The sequence below is a fragment of the Bacillus sp. MT94 genome (assembly GCF_058792475.1).
Genome location: NZ_JBXAEZ010000006.1, coordinates 66075 through 85180, shown reverse-complemented (window position 1 = coordinate 85180; position 19106 = coordinate 66075). Strand labels below are relative to the sequence as shown.

Genomic DNA, 19106 nt, shown 5'->3' with positions numbered 1-19106 from the left:
ACTAGTTGTTATTCGTCAAAGAAATCATTTCGTATGTCATTTATAGAAATGGTAACAATACAAAAAGGAGGTGTATTACAATGGCAAAGAACAAAAATGAAAAAAAGAAAAACCAAAACAAACAACAAAATAAACCTGAGACTGGCAATCCAAAGCTAGATGGTCCAAACTTCCCTGCTACATAAAGCGAGACTTTATTACGAACAGGTAGATTTCAAATCATCCTTAATCTCCTACTAGCATTACGTTTTGAAATTAAAGTTGTAGCACGCATAGCAGGATTGTTTCAAATTAAGAAGTCCCGTCTTCAAAATGGAAGACGGGACTTCTTTTTTATTATATCATGAACTCATCCATCCTTTTAGCAAAACGATTTACGATAGATAGCCTATAGATTTGTTCTCTCTTTCTTCTATACCATTCTGTTATATTAACTTCCTCTTTAGGTTCTTCAAGTACAAATAGCACATTCATTTTCATATTTGCACAAAACCAATCTCTCATTTTTATTTCTTCATGTAAAATAACAGGATAAATATCTCTAAGTGTTGGCGTATAAGACTTTCGAGTTTCCTGTGCGTAAACTTCATAATCTTCTCTAGACCCAGTATGTGTAGTTTGCAATGCAAACTTATAAAACGAACCATTATAAATTGGATGAAACAATAACCATGCTAATCTTTTTCCTAGTTCTATACGCTGTTGTAACGTTTCAAATTGATAAACCGAAAATCCATACATCCTCCCTTCAATTGTTGGGAAGATAACTGCACTAATATGAAATCTTTCTTGTACTTTAAAAAGTGCAGTATGGAATACATGTTTTTTAAAATATGTGTTCTCAATGACTGGTTTTTGAATTTTATTTTGTTCATTTATAATAAGCGCCGTCATAAGCCTATTCATATCTCTTCTTTCCCAGAAAAGTAACCATTCTTTTTCCATAAAAATTGATACGCTGAAATATTGCAACAAATGAAAGAGAGGTGCCCGTCTCTTCTTACTTTCCTCATACAATAATAGCTGAGGAAATGCATCTAAGAAAATAATCCAATTAGCTTGTTCGTACAGAAGAAATAAATGTTTTTTTACCGTTTCAGGTAATACAGTGGCATAATATCTCCCTTCTAAATCAGTCATATTCCATCCCGCATTTCTCGAAACCATACTCGCTAAAAAGGCCCACCTGATTTCACTATTTCTTAAATAATATTCTTGATAAGATTGTGTCCGAGAAATATTGTCCACATTAGCTATTTCTGTTTTCTTTTTAATATTGCGAATGATCGCTTTTTCTTTCTCTGTACAAAAATTTTTTTCTCGATTTTGTTTAATTTTCATATAATCATTCCATGTAAACATAAATAAGTCATCATACCTTTCATCAAAAAGGTCACATCTTTTTTCATTTTTTGATATAATCACCTTTGTAAGTAATTCTTAGCAAGTTGGGAGTGGACACACTATGACCATTCGTTACCCAAATGGAAAAAGGTATAATCAAGCTTCACAACCTCAAAAAACACCTATAAAAACACATACTTATAGTAATAGAGGTATGTCCCTTGAAGAGGAATTGAATGAAACAAATCAATATTACTTAACCCATAATATTGCATGTGTACATAAAAAGCCTACACCTCTTCAAATTGTAAAAGTAGATTACCCCGCTCGAAGTGCTGCAGTGGTAAAAGAAGCGTATTTTAAACAACCTTCTACGACAGATTACAACGGTGTATACAAAGGGAAATACATCGATTTTGAAGCAAAGGAAACAAAAAATAAAACTAGTTTCCCACTTCAAAACTTCCACCTTCATCAAATAGAACATATGAAGCAAGTGGTTGCTCATAATGGAATTGCATTTGTCATTATTAAATTTACACTTTTTGATGAATTTTATTTATTAGATGCAAAACATATTATTGCATTTTGGAATCGTCAAAATACAGGTGGACGCAAGTCGATTACGAAAGAAGAAATAGAAGAGCATGGATCCTTATTATCATGCGGTTATCACCCTCGGATTGACTATATCCGTGTACTAGACACGGTTTATTTTTCGTGATAGAGTCATCACTAAGGCTCTTTTTTCGACTTTTGGGGGAGAGAATGAAAGGTAGGAGAAAGTATAATGTCAGATAATTATCGTTCTCGTACAGAACGAAATCATGTAAAAAATCAAGAGAAAAAAACAAATAAAGAAGAAAAACCAAAGAAAAAAGGCTCCTTTTTCAAGAAATTCCTTATAGGTTGTCTACTTCTTGGTATCGTTGGTCTTGTAGCCGGCGTTTCCGCTTTCTTTGTTATGGTAAAGGACGCTCCAAAATTAGATAAATCCAAACTTGTTAATCCTTTATCAACAAAGTTTCTTGATAAAAACGGAAATTTCTTCTATGAATACGGTGCTGAAAAACGAACGCATGTTACTTATGATCAAATTCCAAAAGTAGTTGAAAATGCATTCCTTGCAACTGAGGATTCGCGTTTCTATGATCATAATGGAATTGACTTTAAACGAACTACAAAAGCAGTTATGGAAAATGTCACTGGTGGTTTCGGTTCCCAAGGTGGTAGTACGATTACACAGCAAGTCGTTAAGAACTATTTTCTAACGATGGATAAAACCGCTAAGAGAAAAGTACAAGAATGGTACTTATCTTATAAATTAGAGCAACAATACTCTAAACATGAGATTTTAGAAATGTACTTAAATAAGATTAATTTAGGTAACCGTTCATATGGTATTGCGACAGCAGCGCAAAAATATTATGGTAAAGATTTAAAAGACTTGCAATTACATGAAGCTGCTATGCTCGCTGGTTTACCCCAAGGTCCAAACATTTATGATCCAACAAAAAAGGAAAATGTTGAACGAGCAACAAATCGTCGTAATGTCGTATTGTCATTAATGAATCGACATGGTTATATAACAAAAGAAGAAATGAATAACGCCGTTAAGATCCCAGTAACAGAGGGCCTTCAACCGTCTTCAGAAGTAACTGAGATGAAGTATCAAGCATTTTTAGATGCGGTTGTAACAGAAGTTGAAAAAGAATATCCTGATGTAAATATCGGTTCAGATGGTTTAACGATTCATACAACACTTGATCAAGATGCTCAAGATTACGCTGAAAAAATTATGGATGGAAATCTTATTAAGTATCCAAACGATCAATTCCAAGGATCATTCGTATTTATGGATACACAATCTGGAGAAGTTCGAGCAATTGGTGCTGGACGTAAAGAAAATAAGTCCACTTTCAAAGGTCATAATATGGCAACTAATTTAAAACGCCAAGTTGGTTCAACAATGAAACCTATTTTCGACTACGGTCCAGCGATTGAGAATCTTCAGTGGTCTACTTATCATCAATTAAATGACTCTGAATATACTTATTCTGATGGCACAAAGATTAAAAATGCTACAGGAAGTTTTAAAGGTGACGTTTCACTTCGTGAAGCATTGAAGAAGTCATTAAACATTCCGGCTTTAAAAACAGCTCAAACAGTTGGGCTTAATAAATCAAAAGAGTTTGCTGAAGGTTTAGGCATGACATTTGAAGATGGAGTACATGAATCTACTGCAATTGGTAGTAACGATAGTTCTCCATTAGCAGTAGCAGGTGCATATGCAACGTTTGGTAATAACGGCGTGTATAATAAACCTCATTTCGTAAAAGAAGTAATCTTCCCGGACGGGAAAAAGAAAAGCTTTAAACCGAAGGAACAACGTGCTATGCAAGACTACACAGCTTACATGGTAACTGACGTTCTTCGTGACGTAGTAAAACCTGGTTCTGGTGGTACAGGACCAACAGCATATGTTTCAGGTGTTGACGTAGCAGGTAAAACTGGAACGCAAAACTTTGATGCAAAAGATTTAAAGAAATACGGCATTCCAGCTGATGCAAACAGGGATAGCTGGTTCGCTGGATATACACCACAATATACGATGGCTGTATGGACGGGTTACGTAAAGAACGGTCCAGAAAACTACATTAGTGATCGTTATACTAAAATTGCACAGCAAATGTTCCAAGTAATGATGAGCAAATTCGCTACAGATAAATCACGCTTTGAACGTCCTTCTTCTGTTCAAGAAATAAACGGAGAACTATACGTAAAAGGTGCGAAAAAAGATGCAATTAAAGAAATTAAAGTAGATGCCCCTAGTGGTCTGAATGTCACTTTCGATGGCGCTAGCACAGTTACACTAAACTGGTCTGGACCAGCAGAAGTTGATGCATATGCAGCCAGCTATAAAGCAACTGACGGTTCAAGTGGTAGCCTATCAATAAGTGGTACGACAGCTACTCTTGGTGGTATTAAACCAGGTGTTACTTACAGCTTCTCTGTAGTAGCGAAAAAAGGCACTGGCACAAGCCCAGCAGTTGGTGCATCCTTCACTGCGCCTGGCGGAACTCCAGATGCGAAAAAAGCTGAAGAAGAGGCTAAGAAAAAGGCCGATGAAGAAGCTAAGAAAAAAGCTGATGAGGAAGCCCAGAAAAAGGCTAATGAAGATAAAGTAAAACAAGACGAAGCTAAGAAAAAAGCTGAAGAAGAGGCTAAGAAACAACAAGAACAGCAACAAGAACAACAACGTAAACAGCAAGAAGAAGCTCAAAAGAAAGCTGATGAGGAAGCTAGAAGAAAAGCTGAAGAAGAAGCTAAGAAAAAAGCTGAAGAAGAAGCTAAGAAGAAAGCTGAAGAAGAGGCCAAGAAAAAAGCTGAAGAAGAAGCTAAGAAACAACAAGAACAGCAAAATACCGGAGGAGATACACCTCACGCAGACGGTACTGTTATTACAACAGAGTCCTAATAAACAAAAAAGAAGTCCGTTTCTCTTAACGAGAAGCGGACTTCTTTTTTGTTATCATTTTCTTTACATATAGCTTTTCTATTTCGATATACAACTGCGCTAATTGAATATAAGAATGATAATTACTCGGTTTCTTTATTATGAATGAATATCTTTCCATAAAATTAACAGGTTGCACTTTTAATTTATTCGTATTTATTTGCATTTCATTCAAACTATGAACAGGTTGCTCATTTAGCCAATAGACAACCGATAACAAGTGAGCTGCAAAAAGAATCATTGGCCCCTCAGCCTCTTGCTTATTTCTATTTCGAAACAGTATAGCAATGTCTTCATGCTTATTTTTCCATACATTCAACATCGCTGGAATACTGTTTTCAATTTCCTTCCATGGCTCATACTGTCTTTCAATATCAAATATAAAGTAAGTATTTTGTATTATTTCTTCAAAAGACTCGTCTGTATGATACTCAATTGAATTTACGCTTTCTTTAAAAAATGGTAAGCAGTGAAATTCTTTCGGTATTTCTATAACTCGCTCCATCCCTTATTTCACCTTCATTCGCTTCTTTCCTTCACGACATACTTCTAACAGTCTGCACTCCTCACATTGCGGTCGTTGTGCTTTACAATGATAACGTCCAAAGAAAATCATACGATGATGCGTAACCCCCCACTCATCCATCGGTACTTTCTTCATTAACGTTTTTTCTACTTCTAACACAGAATCTTTCCATCTACAAATCGCTAATCGTTTACTCACTCGCTCCACATGTGTATCAACAGCAATTGCAGGAATCCCAAACGCTACGGAAACTACAACATTCGCTGTTTTCCTTCCTACACCGGGTAATTTCGTAAGTTCATCTCGATCGCTCGGTACCTCCCCATTATAGTCATCTAATAACATTCGGCATAATTTTTGAATGTTTTTTGCTTTATTTCTATACAATCCGATAGAGCGTATATCTTGTTGTAATTCTTCTAGAGAAACACTTAAATAATCTTCTGGTGTTTTATATTTTTGAAATAAATTTCTTGTCACTTTATTTACAAGTACATCTGTACATTGTGCAGATAACGCCACCGCGATTACAAGTTCAAATGGATTATCATGAACCAATTCACAATGCGCTTCTGGATACATATCCGCCATTGTGTCTAAACAATAACGGATTTGCGTTTTGTTAAGCATATTTCTCCTCCTATATTACTGCTCCAACCAATTATAAAAAGGCACTTTTCCAGTAAATTTCGTCTCTTGTTTTGTCATTTGTTGTGCTCTTTGTTGATTCGCTCTAAATTTTTGACCTTGATTTTGAGCCTGATCTACCGTTTTAATTCCATTCTTTTTCCACTCAAATAAAATACGATCAATATATCGGAAATTTAGTTTCCCACTCATTACAGCTTCTCTAAGAGCTGCTTGAATTAAATTTGGATGATGTTGATCTTGGTCCTCCCACATTCCTAACGTTTCACATTCGAACGGCGAAAGTGGTCTTCCAAATTCTTTTTCAAATACTGTATATAAATTTACTTGCAGCTGTTTTTTTTCTTTTTGCTCTTCCTCTATTGATTCATCCATTAAGAAATGTAATATTTTTTCCCATAACGGTTGTAAAGAATAACTTTCGCACATCATCGCTTCTGATCTTTGTCCACCTTCTAGTGATAAAAAACCTTTTTGAATCAACGCTTGAATTACTTCCATACATTTCATTTCCGTTATCGTCATCCGTTCAGAAATCTCTGAAGGAGTCGGAAACGAATTACCTGATTCTAAAAATGTGTGTACATGAAGTACAACCATAAATTCCGTCTCATTTAAACCTAATTTTTTATAATGCATCATAAGCAATTTTGGAATTGCAATGCTTCCCTGCTCAAACCACTGTAGCATCATTTTCTTTTTCATCACCAAACACCTCGCTCTCTAGTATAACACACCTTTAGCTATTTCTTTTTGCCACAATTCGTCAAAAAAACCTCCCCATCAATAGGGAGGTTTTTTATATTACATGAATGAAATATAAAATTAAGCTTGCACTTTACTTTTCATAAATGTATGGATACGTTCTAATGCTTTCTCTACTTGTTCAAGAGATGTCGCATATGATAAACGAACATTATTTGGAGCACCAAATCCTGTACCTGGTACAAGAGCCACTTTTTCCTCTTCTAATAGAGCCTTTGCCCAATCATCAACTGTTGCATATCCTGATAAAGCTACAGCTTCTTTTACGTTAGGGAATAAGTAAAATGCACCTTGCGGTTTAATACAAGTAAAGCCAGGGATTTGAATTAATTTATCATAAATGATGTTTAATCTCTCTTCAAAGGCTTGACGCATTGTTTCCACAGGTTCTTGTGAGCCTGCATATGCCGCAATTGCGCCGTATTGAGCGATTGAAGTAGGGTTTGACGTACTATGACTCGCTAAGTTCGTCATCGCTTTAATAAGCTGCTTATTTCCTGCTGCATATCCAATACGCCATCCTGTCATAGAATGAGATTTAGATACACCATTAATAATAAGTGTTTGTTCTTTTAATGCATTAGAAAGCTGGGCAATTGAAGTATATTCTACGCCACCATAAATTAATTTTTCATAAATTTCATCAGAAACGATTAAAATATCATGTTCTAAACATACTTCTCCAAGCTGTTGTAATTCTTCTTTGCTATAAATCATTCCTGTTGGATTGCTCGGTGAATTAATAATAACTGCTTTCGTTTTCTCTGTAATTGCCTCACGCAGCTGCTTTGCTGTAATTTTGTACTCATTGTCTTCTAAACCTTCTACATAAACCGGCTTACCGCCAGCAAGCTTTACTTGCTCTGGATAGCTTACCCAGTAAGGAGTTGGAATGATAACTTCATCTCCCTCATCAAGTAATACTTGGAATAATGTATATAATGCATGCTTTGCGCCATTACATACAATAATTTCAGATGGATTATACGCAATACCTTGATCGCGAGTAAATTTCTTCACAATTTCTTGTTTTAACGATTGTAATCCACCTGTTGGTGTATACTTCGTATGCCCTTCTAACATCGCTTTATGTGCAGCATCCATAATATGCTCTGGTGTATTAAAGTCAGGTTCCCCTGCCCCTAATCCAATTACATCATGACCCTCTGCTTTTAATGCTTGTGCCTTTGCTGTAATTTCTAAAGTTGAAGACGGTGTTAAAGCAGCTACTCGCTTTGCTAATTTCATTTGTAGTTCCCCCTACATCTATTTTTCAATGCTATATCGTCTTAAAAATTTTCCATCTTTAAATTCAAGATAGTAATAACTATAACGATTGTCATCATCAATATATGTAACTTCCCATAGTGGTACATCATTTTCAAAGCCTAATTTCACTTTCATAATCTCTTTCGGCTTACTTTTTGATTCCTTACTTTCATTGCCGACTTGTTCTAATGTTCTTTGTATAGCCTCTTTTTCAGAAATACCTTCGCTCTTTTTCCTTACTACAGTATTCCCTTTTTTCTCCGGCACCCAAACGATAAGTTGTTCTCCCTTTTCATCTGTACCTTGCACGACTATATATGCAGATTTTCCGTTGTAATAATCAACAGATTTCACCTTTGTAAGCTTTGCTTTTTCTTTAGCAATTTCTACAAATTTCGACTCTTTTGGAATTTTCTTCCCCATTGCTTTATTATAAACATACGCCCCATATATTCCGCTAGCAACGATAACAATAATGATTGCAAAGATCCACTTTTTCATTGTATCACTACGTTCTGTAAATCGTAAATACAGCTGTTTCTTTATCTTTTTCGTCTAATGCTAGTCCGAACATGAGGTCCTGCTCTTTTAACGTACGATTCAAACTATCAACAATTTTATACAAATCAGACGAATATTTAATACGCGTCGTTGATAGTACTTCGATTTTCTTCTCCATGAAAAAACTCCTCCGTTACACAAAAATTTCTAATTATAGAAGAACGCAATGCGGTTACAATAAGAGTACATTCTTTACAACCCCTGCTTCATCACCCATCTATTATAGCAGGACATGTACAGCAAAAAAAGGTTTCAAGTCGAAAACCAACACATTTTGTATACAAGAAGTAAGAAAAATAAAATTCCTCCTACCCACATTTTTTACGCCTGAAGTTTATAAGTACTTCAGGCGTATTTTTCTTCCATTTTTATTCATTTGATGGTTCTTCTAATTGTACTAATAATTCTTCTAATGGTCCTTCATAAAGAGGTACGTTAGGGATCGATTGTAGAAATCGTTTTCCATAGGAAGAACTCGTCAAACGACGATCTAACACTACTACCGTTCCTGTATCTGTATTCGTTCGAATTAAGCGGCCGAATCCTTGTTTGAAACGTAATATTGCTTGTGGCAGCGCTAATTTAGCGAATACATCCTCACCTTGATTTTTTAGCCACTCACCTTTCGCTTCCATCATCGGCTGATGAGGCGGCGTAAATGGTAGACGGACAATAACAAGACAACTTAAGGCATCTCCTGGAATATCTATCCCTTCCCAGAAACTGCTCGTCCCTAATAAAATTGATTTGTCGAACTCTTGAAACTTTCGAATTAAACGGCTTCGACTTCTATTATTCACACTTTGTGTGAGTAATAAATAACCCTCTAATTCATCATTATTTTTTAAATTCGCATACGCTTCTTTTAACATTTCATACGAAGTGAATAAAACAAGCATTCTGCCCTTTGTGGCTTTCGCTATCTTTGCAATATGTTCCGATACAGATTCAATATATCGCTCATTACTTACTTGCTTAATAAAAGGTACATCCGTTGAAACCATTAATTTCATTTGTTCATCATAACGAAATGGCGATGGAACCTTTAAAGTATTTGGAGCGAAATCATGTAAACCAAGTTCCTCTTTTATATAATCAAACGTATCGTTAACTGTTAGTGTTGCGGATGTAAAAATAACACTCTTTTTTTCTGTTAAAAATTCATCAGCAAATCTTTCACCAATATGAACAGGCTGTGCATATAGAACTGTTGAATGAATCGTCCCTTTCGTTTCAGTCTCCATCCAAGTTACATACGAATTCTTTTCTAATACGAGTAACTGTAATGATTCTGCCATCTTTCTCAGCAACTCAATTAAATGCATAAATTCACCTGTTACAACATGCATCTCCCATTCTAACTTACTTTGCAATATATCCACTTGCTTCTCAAGAGCAGTTACTACCCTTCTTAATTCATATATAAAACGATTTGTTAATTCAACGATACTATCCCACAACTTACCTTTTTCTAGTTCTGCGTTATACCTATAGATGAGCGGCATATTATTCGTTCCTTGTTCTTGCTTTGTTTGTTTAAATATAAAAGTACGTAACATTTGGAAGAGTTCATCCGCATCAAACTTAAGTTCCTTCAAACTATAACTTATCATACGGAAAGTTGAACGAGATGCTTGCTCTGATTTTTTCATCATTTTATATACTTTGGAGAGTACATCTTCTGTTTCTAGCGTCCCAAGACGAGATATAACCAATTGAAAATACATACAAGAGAACTGTTCACCCAATGTTCTACTCGCAGCTTCTTCAATATGGTGAGCTTCATCAAAAATAATATGTTCGCATGAAGCAAACAGCGGTTCTTCACTTGAAAAATCTTGAAATAATAACGCATGATTTGTGATAACGATATCTGCAAATAAAGCTTTATTCTTCGCTCGCTGGTAAAAACAACGACTAAACCAATTACTTTGCATACCGCCTGGACTATACGCATCACTACAAATACGATTCCAAAGTAACTTTCCGCCCTCAGGAATATTTAATTCGTCTTGATCACCCGTTTCAGTTTGCAATAGCCAAACTAAAATCTTCGCCTTCGTAAGTGCCATATCATAATTTTTTTCTTCCTCTTGTAAAGCATACTCAAATTTGTGTAAGCAAAGATAATGCTTTCTTCCTTTAAGAAGAGCTACCTCAAATGAAAATGGCATTATTTTTTGTAATAACGGTATTTCTTTTTCTAATATTTGTTGTTGGAGTTGTACCGTTTGTGTACTTATAATGACAGGTTCTTCTTTTCTCTTTGCAAAATAAAGACTAGGAAGCAAATATGCAAGAGTCTTTCCTGTTCCTGTACCGGCTTCAATTAGTGAAAAACGAGAATCTCTTAACGCCGTATATATCTCTTTCATCATCAGTTGTTGACTTTCTCTTCTTTCAAACTTTGGCATATGTGATTCCAATTTATCCATCGTTTTATTCAAGAAAGCATCAAACTTTGATGAACACGTTTCTCCAAGGTTTAAGGAATAGTTCCGCTTTTTCAGCGCAATATTTCGATGTATTTCATACTCCGCTATATCTTCTTTACCATTCATTACTTTCTTTAAAATATTTTCAGAAAGCACATCAGCTATATCACTTTGGAACACATCGCTTAATTCATAAAGCGATTGCAACGTGACAAGTGGTAACTTTTCAATTTCATTTAAAAATTGTAAAAATAATTCCGCTGTTGCAAGAGCATCACTATCCGCACGATGTGGTTGATCATGTTCTAGTTCATGCTTCTTAGCTAAATCACGTAATTTATAACTATCAGCTGTCGGCAAAAGAATTTGAGCCAATTCAACCGTGTCGATTTTAGGACAATGTATTTCTGTATATCCAGCCTGTCTTAATTCTTCATTTAAAAAATTCCAATCAAAGTGAACATTATGCGCAACGAAAGCCGCACCTTGTAATAGCTCAACAATCATCGGGGCTACATCTTGAAATAACGGGGCTTGTTTTACAAGACTTTCATCAATCCCTGTTAATTCTGTAATAAATGGTGGGATCTCTCTCTTTGGGTTAACAAAAGACGAAAAAATCTCCAATATCTCTCCATCTTCTACTACAACAGCTGCAATTTGGGTAATTTTATCCTTCCCATCTTTCCAGGAGTTCCCTGTCGTCTCTAAATCAACAACGACATAACGCTTACTCATATATGTAACACCTCAATTTCTTACCTTTCAAACAACAATAATTTATATAATGTTACTATACCACGTTTTATCTCATCTTAATGAAAAGATGCACAAAAAAGCTATCTCCGCAATGGAGATAGCCTTTCTACTTATAATATCGTACCCGCTTTTTCAGCACCTAACATTTCAATAATTTGATTATTATCGTCTAGTACTGCAATTTTGGGTTCTTGTTTATGAACCTCTTCTTCCGTAAATAGCCCATAACAAATAATAATTACTTTGTCCCCTGGTTGTACAAGCCTTGCCGCAGCACCGTTTAAACAAACAACACCACTACCGCGTTCCCCTTTAATAACGTATGTCTCTAAACGAGCACCATTATTATTATTTACAATTTGGACTTTTTCGTTTTCTACAATATTTACTGCATCCATTAAATCTTCATCAATTGTAATACTACCTACATAATTTAAATTTGCCTCCGTTACAGTTGCACGATGTAACTTTGCTCTCATCATTGTGCGAAACATAGGTGCTCCCCCTTATTTAACCGTTAATGTTATATTGTCAATTAATCTTACATTTTCAAACTTAACTGCAATAGCTAAAATGATTCGTCCTTCGACTTTCTCTACCATTGTTAATGACGGATATGCATATAAATCCGCATAATCTACAGTGCCTTTCGTATGCGTCTCAATATACTCTTTCACAAGATTTGTAATGATTTCCGGATTACGTTCACCTACCTCAATTCTTTCTTTCGCTATACATAGGCTGCGGTATAAATGAAGAGCCTCTTCACGTTCATCTTGTGATAGGTACACGTTACGAGAACTTTTCGCTAATCCATCTTCTTCCCTTACAATATCAACTGGTACGATTGTAACCGGAATATTGAAATCAGTTACAAATCCTTCAATTACTGCAACTTGTTGAGCATCTTTCATACCGAAATAAGCACGCGTTGGCAGCGTAATATTAAATAGTTTCATTAGTACAGTTGCAACACCAGCAAAATGACCAGGTCTTTGTTGACCGCATAATACGTTCGTGCGCTTCACAACTTCTACTGTTGTTGTTTGTTCTGCTGGATACATTTCTTCTACACTCGGATAAAATAAATAATCTACACCGTTTTCTTTTGCTACATTTTCATCTCTATTAATATCACGAGGATATCGATCTAAATCTTCATTTGGGCCAAATTGCAGCGGGTTTACAAATACACTTAAAACTACAATTTCATTTTCTTCTCTTGCCTTACGTAATAAGGTAGCATGCCCTTCATGTAAATAACCCATCGTTGGAACAAAACCAATACTCTTTCCACTTGCACGAAGTTCGTTTGTAATTTGCTGCATCTCTTGCACTGTAGTTACGATTTTCATTATTGTTTTCCTCCGTATAACGCTAAGCATTCTTCCTCTTTCATTGTGAACGAATGTTTTTCTTCAGGAAATTGCCTTGTCTTTACTTCAGTAACATATTGTGAAATCCCACGCACAATCTCCTCTTGAACAGATGTATATTGCTTTACAAATTTCGGCACACGATTCACGCCGTATGAGATAAGATCATGATAAACAAGCACTTGCCCATCTACTTTTTGTCCTGCACCAATCCCAATTGTCGGTATTGTTAGTTGCTCTGAAATAAGTTCTGCTAACTGCATTGGTACACATTCTAACACAAGCGCTATTGCACCAGCTTCTTCACATTTCTTTGCATCTTCTATTAATTTCTTTGCACTCTCCGCATCTTTTCCTTGCACTTTATATCCACCCAACACTCCTACAGATTGAGGGGTTAAACCTAAATGCGCTACAACAGGAATTCCTGCGTTCGTCAAATATTGAATCGTTGATATAACTTCTCCAGCACCTTCTACCTTCAGTGCATGCGCCCCGCTCTCTTGAACGATGCGGCGTGCATTCACCATCGTTTCTTGTAATGATACGTGATACGACATAAATGGCATATCAGTTACAATAAACGTCTCTTTCGCTCCGCGGCGTACAGCTTTCGTATGATGAATCATATCCTCTACTGTTACAGGTACTGTTGAATCGTATCCGAGTACAACCATTCCAAGAGAATCTCCAACTAAAATCATATCAACTTCAGCTTCTTCTGCTAATTTAGCAGATGGATAATCATACGCCGTTAGCATTGTAATCGGCTCACCTTGCTCTTTCATCTTCAAAAAATCTGTTTTTGTTTTCAAAAACTACTCCTCCTTTATGCAGGAGAGAGGAGATGGCCGCAATCATATAAAAAACCCCTCTGGCCATAAAAGGGCAGAAGGGTTGTGTGTTAGTCGGCATTATTCATCCCTCTGTCCCAGTCCGTTATTGGATCAAGGCAGAATCCAAGTTATTATTTTTCGTATTACTTCGAATCATGGTGCAGTTCGCTCTGATACTGCCCACATTCGAACTAATTATAGCAAACTACAAAAGGGAATTACTACATTTTTTTGAAAAAATAATTTTTTATTCTTATTACGGTATATGAAATTTAATAAGAGAGTATATATGCTAGAAAGTGAAACTTTAATCAGCCCGATCCCCACCTAACTTCTTTGCTTCCGCTGAATTTTGAGGTGGAGGTCTTATTGCCCAGTAAATAGCGGGATAAAGTTTTTATAGATAATTCAATCCTGAAAAGATACATGTTTTTTCAATGCATGTTAAAAAATTCCAAGTTAATTTCTTCTGTAATCAATTTAACTGTATAGTATAACTCTTAAACTAATGATGCAGGTTAATTGAGGAAAAGTACTTAACAAAGGAGAATTGCAGATGTCTATGAACAGGTGGTTATTTCGATTCAGCAGTTTGCTTGTAATGATTGTATGGTGGATGTCTTTAGGATCCTTTCATGTATTTGCCTCAGTTAATGTCGTAACACAACCCACCGATGTAATGAACGTGATTGAGGTTGAACTAAATGATGATTACTTTAATCCAAATGTCATCACGATTCCGCTTGAAGGATCAACAACATTACTATTGAAAAATAAAGGTAAAAACGAGCACACCTTTACAGTGAAAAAACTCGGCATTGACGTCGTAGTTGAGTCAGGAAAAGAAAAGAATATTACCGTGAAACCTAAAAATACTGGTACATATGAATTAATTTGTCGATACCATCTCCTTAAAGGAATGGAAGGCAAAGTAATCGTCAAATAACACGCCAGGCCAACTAGACGGAAGATATCTTGAAATGAACTTTAAATATGAAAAGGATTTATTATCATGTTACAAATTTAACTCAAAAATATTGAAATAAAAAGAAGTTCCAAAAGAGGAACTTCTTTTACTTAATTTCGATATCTGCAGAATGAATATGATGTACTTTCCCCTCATGATCCTCCAGAAGTAATACACCATCCTCTGTGATTCCTTTTGCTAACCCCGTAATCGTCTCTCTCATCGTTCGAGCGGTAATTTCTTTCCCGATGCTCACAGCGTAACTTTCCCAAAGAATTTTAATGACAGAGAAACCATTTTGTAAATACTCTTCATATAATTTTTCTAGTTGTAAATAGATTTGTTGCATAAGTTCTGCACGAACAATCGGCTTACCTGATTCAATCGCTAATGAAGTAGCAATGTGCTGAATTTCTTCATCAAAATGTTCTTGCTTTTGATTCGCATTAATACCGATGCCCATAATGACAGCATTAATTTTATCAGGATCCGCTTGCATTTCTGTTAATATACCTACAGCCTTTTTACCTTGAATTAAAATGTCATTTGGCCATTTTATTCCCACGTCTACACCTGTACATTTTTCAATTGCCTGTGCAACACTAACAGCCGCTAACAAAGTAAGTTGCGGTGCATGATGAACTGGAATCGATGGGCGTAAAATAATACTCATCCAAATTCCTGTTCCTTTTGGTGAATGCCATTTTCTGCTTAAACGACCTCTTCCCGCTGTTTGTTCTTCTGCTACAACGATAGTTCCTTCTTCTGCACCTTCATAAGCAAGTTTTGCTGCAATGTGCTGCGTTGATTCAACAGTTTCTTCAAAATACACTGTTCTACCAATTCGCTTCGTTTGTAGCCCTAACTGAATTTCATTAGCAGTCACTTTGTCTGGCTTACTTGCAATTCGGTAACCTAATCGGCGCACAGCTTCAAGTTCATATCCCTCACTCCGGAGATCTTCCATATGTTTCCATACAGCAGTTCTTGAACAACCAAGTTTATCACTAATCGTTTGGCCGGATACAAACTCGCCATCCGCTTCAGAAAAAACTTGTAATAACTGCTTTCTTATAGTAGATTGCATCCTTGCAGCCACTCCCTTATACGCTCTTTCTCATTAACTACGTTTCCTTTTACAATTGCTTCCTCGATTTTCTGAAGCATGTCAGCAACCCACGGACCAGGCTTTTTGTTTGCCCAGTTTAATAAATCATTACCAGTCACATTCATTTCTTGACGACCCTGGATTGGCAATGCATGAAACATTGATTGTACTCGTTTAACAGATGTAGGATCATAGCTTTCAATCATCGCTTCATATACTCTCTCTGCCATTTCAGCGATATAAATTCCCGTTTTATAAAGAAGGACTGTATCCCAATCCTTCTCCTTTCTAGTACGGATTGCCAATAAAACTGCAACAATATCTTTTATTTTTTTATTCGAAAACTTCCATTGACGTAGAAAGACAGATGGATGTTCTTCTCCGATACAATATAAGAAAAATGCCCACGCCTCAATATCCGTTTCGAAAGAATCCCATTTATACTGCGTAGCTTTTAACAGTCTCTCTTCTGACATTTGTAAATATGGCAAATGAGAAAATAGCTTCGTCTCTACTAATTCTTTGAGACCTTTCACACAATATGTACCAGTTAACAATTTCTCAAACTCTACTGTAATGCGCTCAATTGCTATATGTTCTAGCAAATGTCCATACGTTTCAATCGCTTGCTTCGTTTTCGTTTCTAATGAAAAACCTAACGCGCTTACAAACCGTATACCACGCATCATTCGCAGGGCATCTTCTTGAAAACGATCCGCAGCATTTCCAACTGTCACAATTTCTCTCTGTTGAATGGCTTCCTGTCCAGCAAATAAATCAACCATTTCGCCTTCTTCTGTCATAGCAATTGCATTCATCGTGAAATCACGACGTTTTAAATCCTCTTCTAATGAACGAACAAATTGAACACTACTAGGTCTTCGAAAATCTTCATATTCGCTTTCTGTTCGAAAAGTAGTCACCTCATAAGGCTCACCATTTTCTAAAACAATTACAGTTCCATGCTCAAGACCAACAGGAACATTTCTTGGGAATATAGCCATCACTTCTTCTGGTAAAGCAGATGTCGCAATATCAATATCTCCAATCGGCCTATCGATAATAAGATCTCGTACGCTCCCACCAACAAAGTAAGCCTCATGTCCTTGTTGTTTTAATGTCTCAATAATAGAACTAGCTTTTTTAAATCTTTCCATTTTTGTCATCCCTTAGTACGTCATAGTAAATCGTTTCATATTGTGAAACAATTTTTTCTGAGCGAAATTGCTCATAAACACTTTCTCTTGCTCGTTCTCCCATATTACGGTGAAGTTCCTCGTCCTTTAATAGCTGAGTAGCTTGATTTGCCACTCCTGTTGTATCGCCAACTTCACATAAATATCCTGTTTCCCCGTGTTGAATAACCTCTGGAATACCTCCAACCCGTGTTCCGATACAAGGTACACCACACGCCATTGCTTCTAATAAAACAAGACCAAAACTTTCCTTCTCTGATAGAAGCAACATTAAATCACTCATCGCAAGTAGTTCTGCAACATTATCTTGCTTCCCTAGGAATAAAACACGATCTTCAATATGTAAATTCTTCACTATCTGTAAAATCGTACAGAATTCTGGTCCGTCTCCAACAAGAAGCAACTTCGCATCTACTTCTTTAACAATTTTAGCAAATGCCTCAACAACATCCTGCACACGTTTCACTTTACGGAAATTCGAAATATGAATAAGTACTTTTTCACTCTCACTTATACCGTATTCTTTCTTTAATTGAGACATATTACGTTTGAAATATACACGTTCGTCTATAAAGTTATATACCGTTTGAATTTCTTTACTTGGTTTTACAAGCTCATGCGTTTCGTTAATTAATGAATGCGAGACAGCAGTAACAACATCCGATTGCTCAATACCAAAACGAATTAAATTATTTAACGAAGGGTCGGAACCTAACACAGTAATATCTGTTCCATGCAAGGTTGTAACAATTTTAATACGCTCTCCGATCATTTGTTTTGCTAAATATGCACAAATTGCATGTGGTATTGCGTAATGCACATGTAAAATGTCTAAGTTTTCTCTTTGTGCAACCTCTGCCATTTTACTTGCTAACGCTAAATCGTATGGTGGATATTGAAATACAGAGTACTGGCTTACCGTCACTTCATGAAAATATATGTTTGGATATACTTTATTTAACCGGAATGGTAAACCCGATGTAATAAAGTGAATTTCATGCCCGCGTTCCGCCAATTGCTTTCCTAATTCTGTTCCAACAACTCCAGAACCACCTACAGAAGGATAACATGTAATACCTATTTTTAATTTCATTTACATCCCCCTAATAAATCAGCATGTAATAAAACCGGTTTCTTACTCATAAATCCCTCGGCATACAAGACTCCAACTTCTTTTCCAAACATCTTCTCACGAGCAATCACAGTTTCAACGTATCCTTCTGTTAACGGTGTCTTAACACCATCACTTCCTGTTGAAAATTGACTTTCATATGCTTCTAATGCTTCCACCTTTATAGAGAGGTACTCACTTATATCTATACAAAAATTCGGTTTATGAAAACCATTAATCATATAATTATAAAAAGACTCCACACGATGTGGTGAAAGTTCCGGCATATATTTACGGATTCCTGCTGAAAAAATAGCCTCTTCCACAAGCTTTGCACAATTTGCATGATCTGGATGACGATCTTCATAGTATGGCGCAAAAACTAGTTTTGGTTTATATGTACGGATCACCTTGACAATTTCACGTATATACTCTTCTTTCATATACAAACCACGGTCTGGCATCGCTAAATTCAGCCTCGTTTTTACTCCCATTATACGAGCTGCGACCTCTGCTTCTTCTTTTCTCAACTCTATCGTTCCATTGGAAGAAAGATCAGCTTCTGTTAAATCACAAATACCTACTTCATACCCTTGCTTTGTATATTTAGCGATGGTACCAGCCATGCCGATTTCAACATCATCGGCATGAGCACCAAACGCTAATATATGTAATCCACTCATAATTG

General features: G+C 36.1%; 19 protein-coding genes. 4 read left to right on the top strand and 15 right to left on the bottom strand.

The features are described from left to right. The first annotated feature begins 5 nt into the window (after window positions 1-5). Window positions 6-185 (top strand): hypothetical protein, encoded by a 180-nt coding sequence (locus AC1Q51_RS21440; RefSeq protein WP_001987054.1) that lies wholly within the window; start codon window positions 6-8, stop codon window positions 183-185. 151 nt (window positions 186-336) lie between these two features. Here AC1Q51_RS21440 and AC1Q51_RS21435 read toward each other — a convergent pair whose 3' ends face one another. Then, window positions 337-1362, bottom strand: a complete 1026-nt coding sequence (locus AC1Q51_RS21435) for a DUF2515 domain-containing protein (RefSeq protein WP_088021956.1) — start codon at window positions 1360-1362, stop codon at window positions 337-339. A gap of 103 nt (window positions 1363-1465) precedes the next feature. On the opposite strand from AC1Q51_RS21435, the gene recU reads away from it, so the two are divergent. Both recU and AC1Q51_RS21425 read left to right on the top strand, forming a co-directional pair. Then, window positions 1466-2068 carry a Holliday junction resolvase RecU gene (gene recU, locus AC1Q51_RS21430; protein ID WP_000155599.1) on the top strand — a complete coding sequence of 201 codons (603 nt, stop codon included), beginning with the start codon at window positions 1466-1468 and terminating at the stop codon, window positions 2066-2068. A 66-nt stretch (window positions 2069-2134) separates the two neighbouring features. Further along, window positions 2135-4822 (top strand): PBP1A family penicillin-binding protein, encoded by a 2688-nt coding sequence (locus AC1Q51_RS21425; protein WP_098836199.1) that lies wholly within the window; start codon window positions 2135-2137, stop codon window positions 4820-4822. Between the two features lie 25 nt (window positions 4823-4847). Here AC1Q51_RS21425 and AC1Q51_RS21420 read toward each other — a convergent pair whose 3' ends face one another. The 10 genes from AC1Q51_RS21420 to panB form a co-directional block, all read right to left on the bottom strand. Further along, entirely contained in the window at window positions 4848-5366 is a 519-nt protein-coding gene (locus AC1Q51_RS21420; protein ID WP_029441862.1) for a YpoC family protein, read from the bottom strand. Between the two features lie 3 nt (window positions 5367-5369). Next, window positions 5370-6017, bottom strand: a complete 648-nt coding sequence (gene nth, locus AC1Q51_RS21415) for an endonuclease III (protein ID WP_000933035.1) — start codon at window positions 6015-6017, stop codon at window positions 5370-5372. Window positions 6018-6032: 15 nt separating this feature from the next. Continuing rightward, window positions 6033-6740 carry a DNA replication protein DnaD gene (dnaD, locus tag AC1Q51_RS21410; RefSeq protein ID WP_000728542.1) on the bottom strand — a complete coding sequence of 236 codons (708 nt, stop codon included), beginning with the start codon at window positions 6738-6740 and terminating at the stop codon, window positions 6033-6035. A gap of 120 nt (window positions 6741-6860) precedes the next feature. Beyond that, window positions 6861-8048, bottom strand: a complete 1188-nt coding sequence (gene aspB / locus AC1Q51_RS21405; protein WP_322372417.1) for an aspartate transaminase AspB — start codon at window positions 8046-8048, stop codon at window positions 6861-6863. A gap of 18 nt (window positions 8049-8066) precedes the next feature. Then, complete coding sequence (locus AC1Q51_RS21400; protein ID WP_258131779.1) at window positions 8067-8570, bottom strand: cell wall elongation regulator TseB-like domain-containing protein; 504 nt, start codon at window positions 8568-8570, stop codon at window positions 8067-8069. 7 nt (window positions 8571-8577) lie between these two features. After that, window positions 8578-8748 carry a YpmA family protein gene (locus AC1Q51_RS21395; RefSeq protein WP_000412179.1) on the bottom strand — a complete coding sequence of 57 codons (171 nt, stop codon included), beginning with the start codon at window positions 8746-8748 and terminating at the stop codon, window positions 8578-8580. A 250-nt stretch (window positions 8749-8998) separates the two neighbouring features. Beyond that, on the bottom strand, window positions 8999-11803 hold the full coding sequence (gene dinG / locus AC1Q51_RS21390) for an ATP-dependent DNA helicase DinG (protein WP_000044967.1): 2805 nt from the start codon (window positions 11801-11803) through the stop codon (window positions 8999-9001). Between the two features lie 131 nt (window positions 11804-11934). Next, window positions 11935-12318 carry an aspartate 1-decarboxylase gene (panD, locus tag AC1Q51_RS21385; RefSeq protein ID WP_492331703.1) on the bottom strand — a complete coding sequence of 128 codons (384 nt, stop codon included), beginning with the start codon at window positions 12316-12318 and terminating at the stop codon, window positions 11935-11937. A gap of 12 nt (window positions 12319-12330) precedes the next feature. Further along, window positions 12331-13179: a pantoate--beta-alanine ligase gene (panC, locus tag AC1Q51_RS21380; protein ID WP_075716821.1), complete on the bottom strand. Its 849-nt coding sequence runs from the start codon at window positions 13177-13179 to the stop codon at window positions 12331-12333. Beyond that, window positions 13179-14015, bottom strand: a complete 837-nt coding sequence (gene panB / locus AC1Q51_RS21375; protein ID WP_000851108.1) for a 3-methyl-2-oxobutanoate hydroxymethyltransferase — start codon at window positions 14013-14015, stop codon at window positions 13179-13181. The genes panC and panB overlap by 1 nt, the downstream gene beginning before the upstream one ends. A gap of 577 nt (window positions 14016-14592) precedes the next feature. On the opposite strand from panB, the gene AC1Q51_RS21370 reads away from it, so the two are divergent. Next, window positions 14593-14982: a cupredoxin domain-containing protein gene (locus AC1Q51_RS21370; RefSeq protein WP_075716822.1), complete on the top strand. Its 390-nt coding sequence runs from the start codon at window positions 14593-14595 to the stop codon at window positions 14980-14982. A 127-nt stretch (window positions 14983-15109) separates the two neighbouring features. On the opposite strand, the gene AC1Q51_RS21365 is transcribed toward AC1Q51_RS21370, so the two are convergent. From AC1Q51_RS21365 to bshB1, 4 genes are read right to left on the bottom strand one after another with little or no spacing between them, the layout of a single operon-like run. Beyond that, window positions 15110-16090, bottom strand: coding sequence for a biotin--[acetyl-CoA-carboxylase] ligase (locus AC1Q51_RS21365; RefSeq protein WP_001192056.1), 981 nt, complete (start codon window positions 16088-16090; stop codon window positions 15110-15112). Next, window positions 16075-17268, bottom strand: coding sequence for a CCA tRNA nucleotidyltransferase (locus AC1Q51_RS21360; protein WP_000439311.1), 1194 nt, complete (start codon window positions 17266-17268; stop codon window positions 16075-16077). The genes AC1Q51_RS21365 and AC1Q51_RS21360 overlap by 16 nt, the downstream gene beginning before the upstream one ends. Next, a complete protein-coding gene (bshA, locus tag AC1Q51_RS21355; protein ID WP_000768317.1) occupies window positions 17255-18400 on the bottom strand; it encodes an N-acetyl-alpha-D-glucosaminyl L-malate synthase BshA in 1146 nt (381 codons plus the stop codon). Before bshA ends, AC1Q51_RS21360 begins: the two co-directional genes overlap by 14 nt. Beyond that, a complete protein-coding gene (gene bshB1, locus AC1Q51_RS21350) occupies window positions 18397-19101 on the bottom strand; it encodes a bacillithiol biosynthesis deacetylase BshB1 (protein ID WP_000015660.1) in 705 nt (234 codons plus the stop codon). Before bshB1 ends, bshA begins: the two co-directional genes overlap by 4 nt. Between the last annotated feature and the right edge of the window lie 5 nt (window positions 19102-19106).

Bases quoted from the DNA above. Each gene is read 5' to 3' on its own strand.
- nth (WP_000933035.1), bottom strand. From the start codon at position 6,017: ATGCTTAACAAAACGCAAATCCGTTATTGTTTAGACACAATGGCGGAT.
- panC (WP_075716821.1), bottom strand. From the start codon at position 13,179: ATGAAAATCGTAACTACAGTGCAAGAGATGCAGCAAATTACAAACGAA.
- panD (WP_492331703.1), bottom strand. From the start codon at position 12,318: ATGTTTCGCACAATGATGAGAGCAAAGTTACATCGTGCAACTGTAACG.
- AC1Q51_RS21420 (WP_029441862.1), bottom strand. From the start codon at position 5,366: ATGGAGCGAGTTATAGAAATACCGAAAGAATTTCACTGCTTACCATTT.
- AC1Q51_RS21365 (WP_001192056.1), bottom strand. From the start codon at position 16,090: ATGCAATCTACTATAAGAAAGCAGTTATTACAAGTTTTTTCTGAAGCG.
- dnaD (WP_000728542.1), bottom strand. From the start codon at position 6,740: ATGAAAAAGAAAATGATGCTACAGTGGTTTGAGCAGGGAAGCATTGCA.
- AC1Q51_RS21370 (WP_075716822.1), top strand. From the start codon at position 14,593: ATGTCTATGAACAGGTGGTTATTTCGATTCAGCAGTTTGCTTGTAATG.
- bshB1 (WP_000015660.1), bottom strand. From the start codon at position 19,101: ATGAGTGGATTACATATATTAGCGTTTGGTGCTCATGCCGATGATGTT.
- dinG (WP_000044967.1), bottom strand. From the start codon at position 11,803: ATGAGTAAGCGTTATGTCGTTGTTGATTTAGAGACGACAGGGAACTCC.
- AC1Q51_RS21400 (WP_258131779.1), bottom strand. From the start codon at position 8,570: ATGAAAAAGTGGATCTTTGCAATCATTATTGTTATCGTTGCTAGCGGA.
- AC1Q51_RS21435 (WP_088021956.1), bottom strand. From the start codon at position 1,362: ATGTTTACATGGAATGATTATATGAAAATTAAACAAAATCGAGAAAAA.
- recU (WP_000155599.1), top strand. From the start codon at position 1,466: ATGACCATTCGTTACCCAAATGGAAAAAGGTATAATCAAGCTTCACAA.
- bshA (WP_000768317.1), bottom strand. From the start codon at position 18,400: ATGAAATTAAAAATAGGTATTACATGTTATCCTTCTGTAGGTGGTTCT.
- AC1Q51_RS21425 (WP_098836199.1), top strand. From the start codon at position 2,135: ATGTCAGATAATTATCGTTCTCGTACAGAACGAAATCATGTAAAAAAT.
- AC1Q51_RS21360 (WP_000439311.1), bottom strand. From the start codon at position 17,268: ATGGAAAGATTTAAAAAAGCTAGTTCTATTATTGAGACATTAAAACAA.
- aspB (WP_322372417.1), bottom strand. From the start codon at position 8,048: ATGAAATTAGCAAAGCGAGTAGCTGCTTTAACACCGTCTTCAACTTTA.
- AC1Q51_RS21395 (WP_000412179.1), bottom strand. From the start codon at position 8,748: ATGGAGAAGAAAATCGAAGTACTATCAACGACGCGTATTAAATATTCG.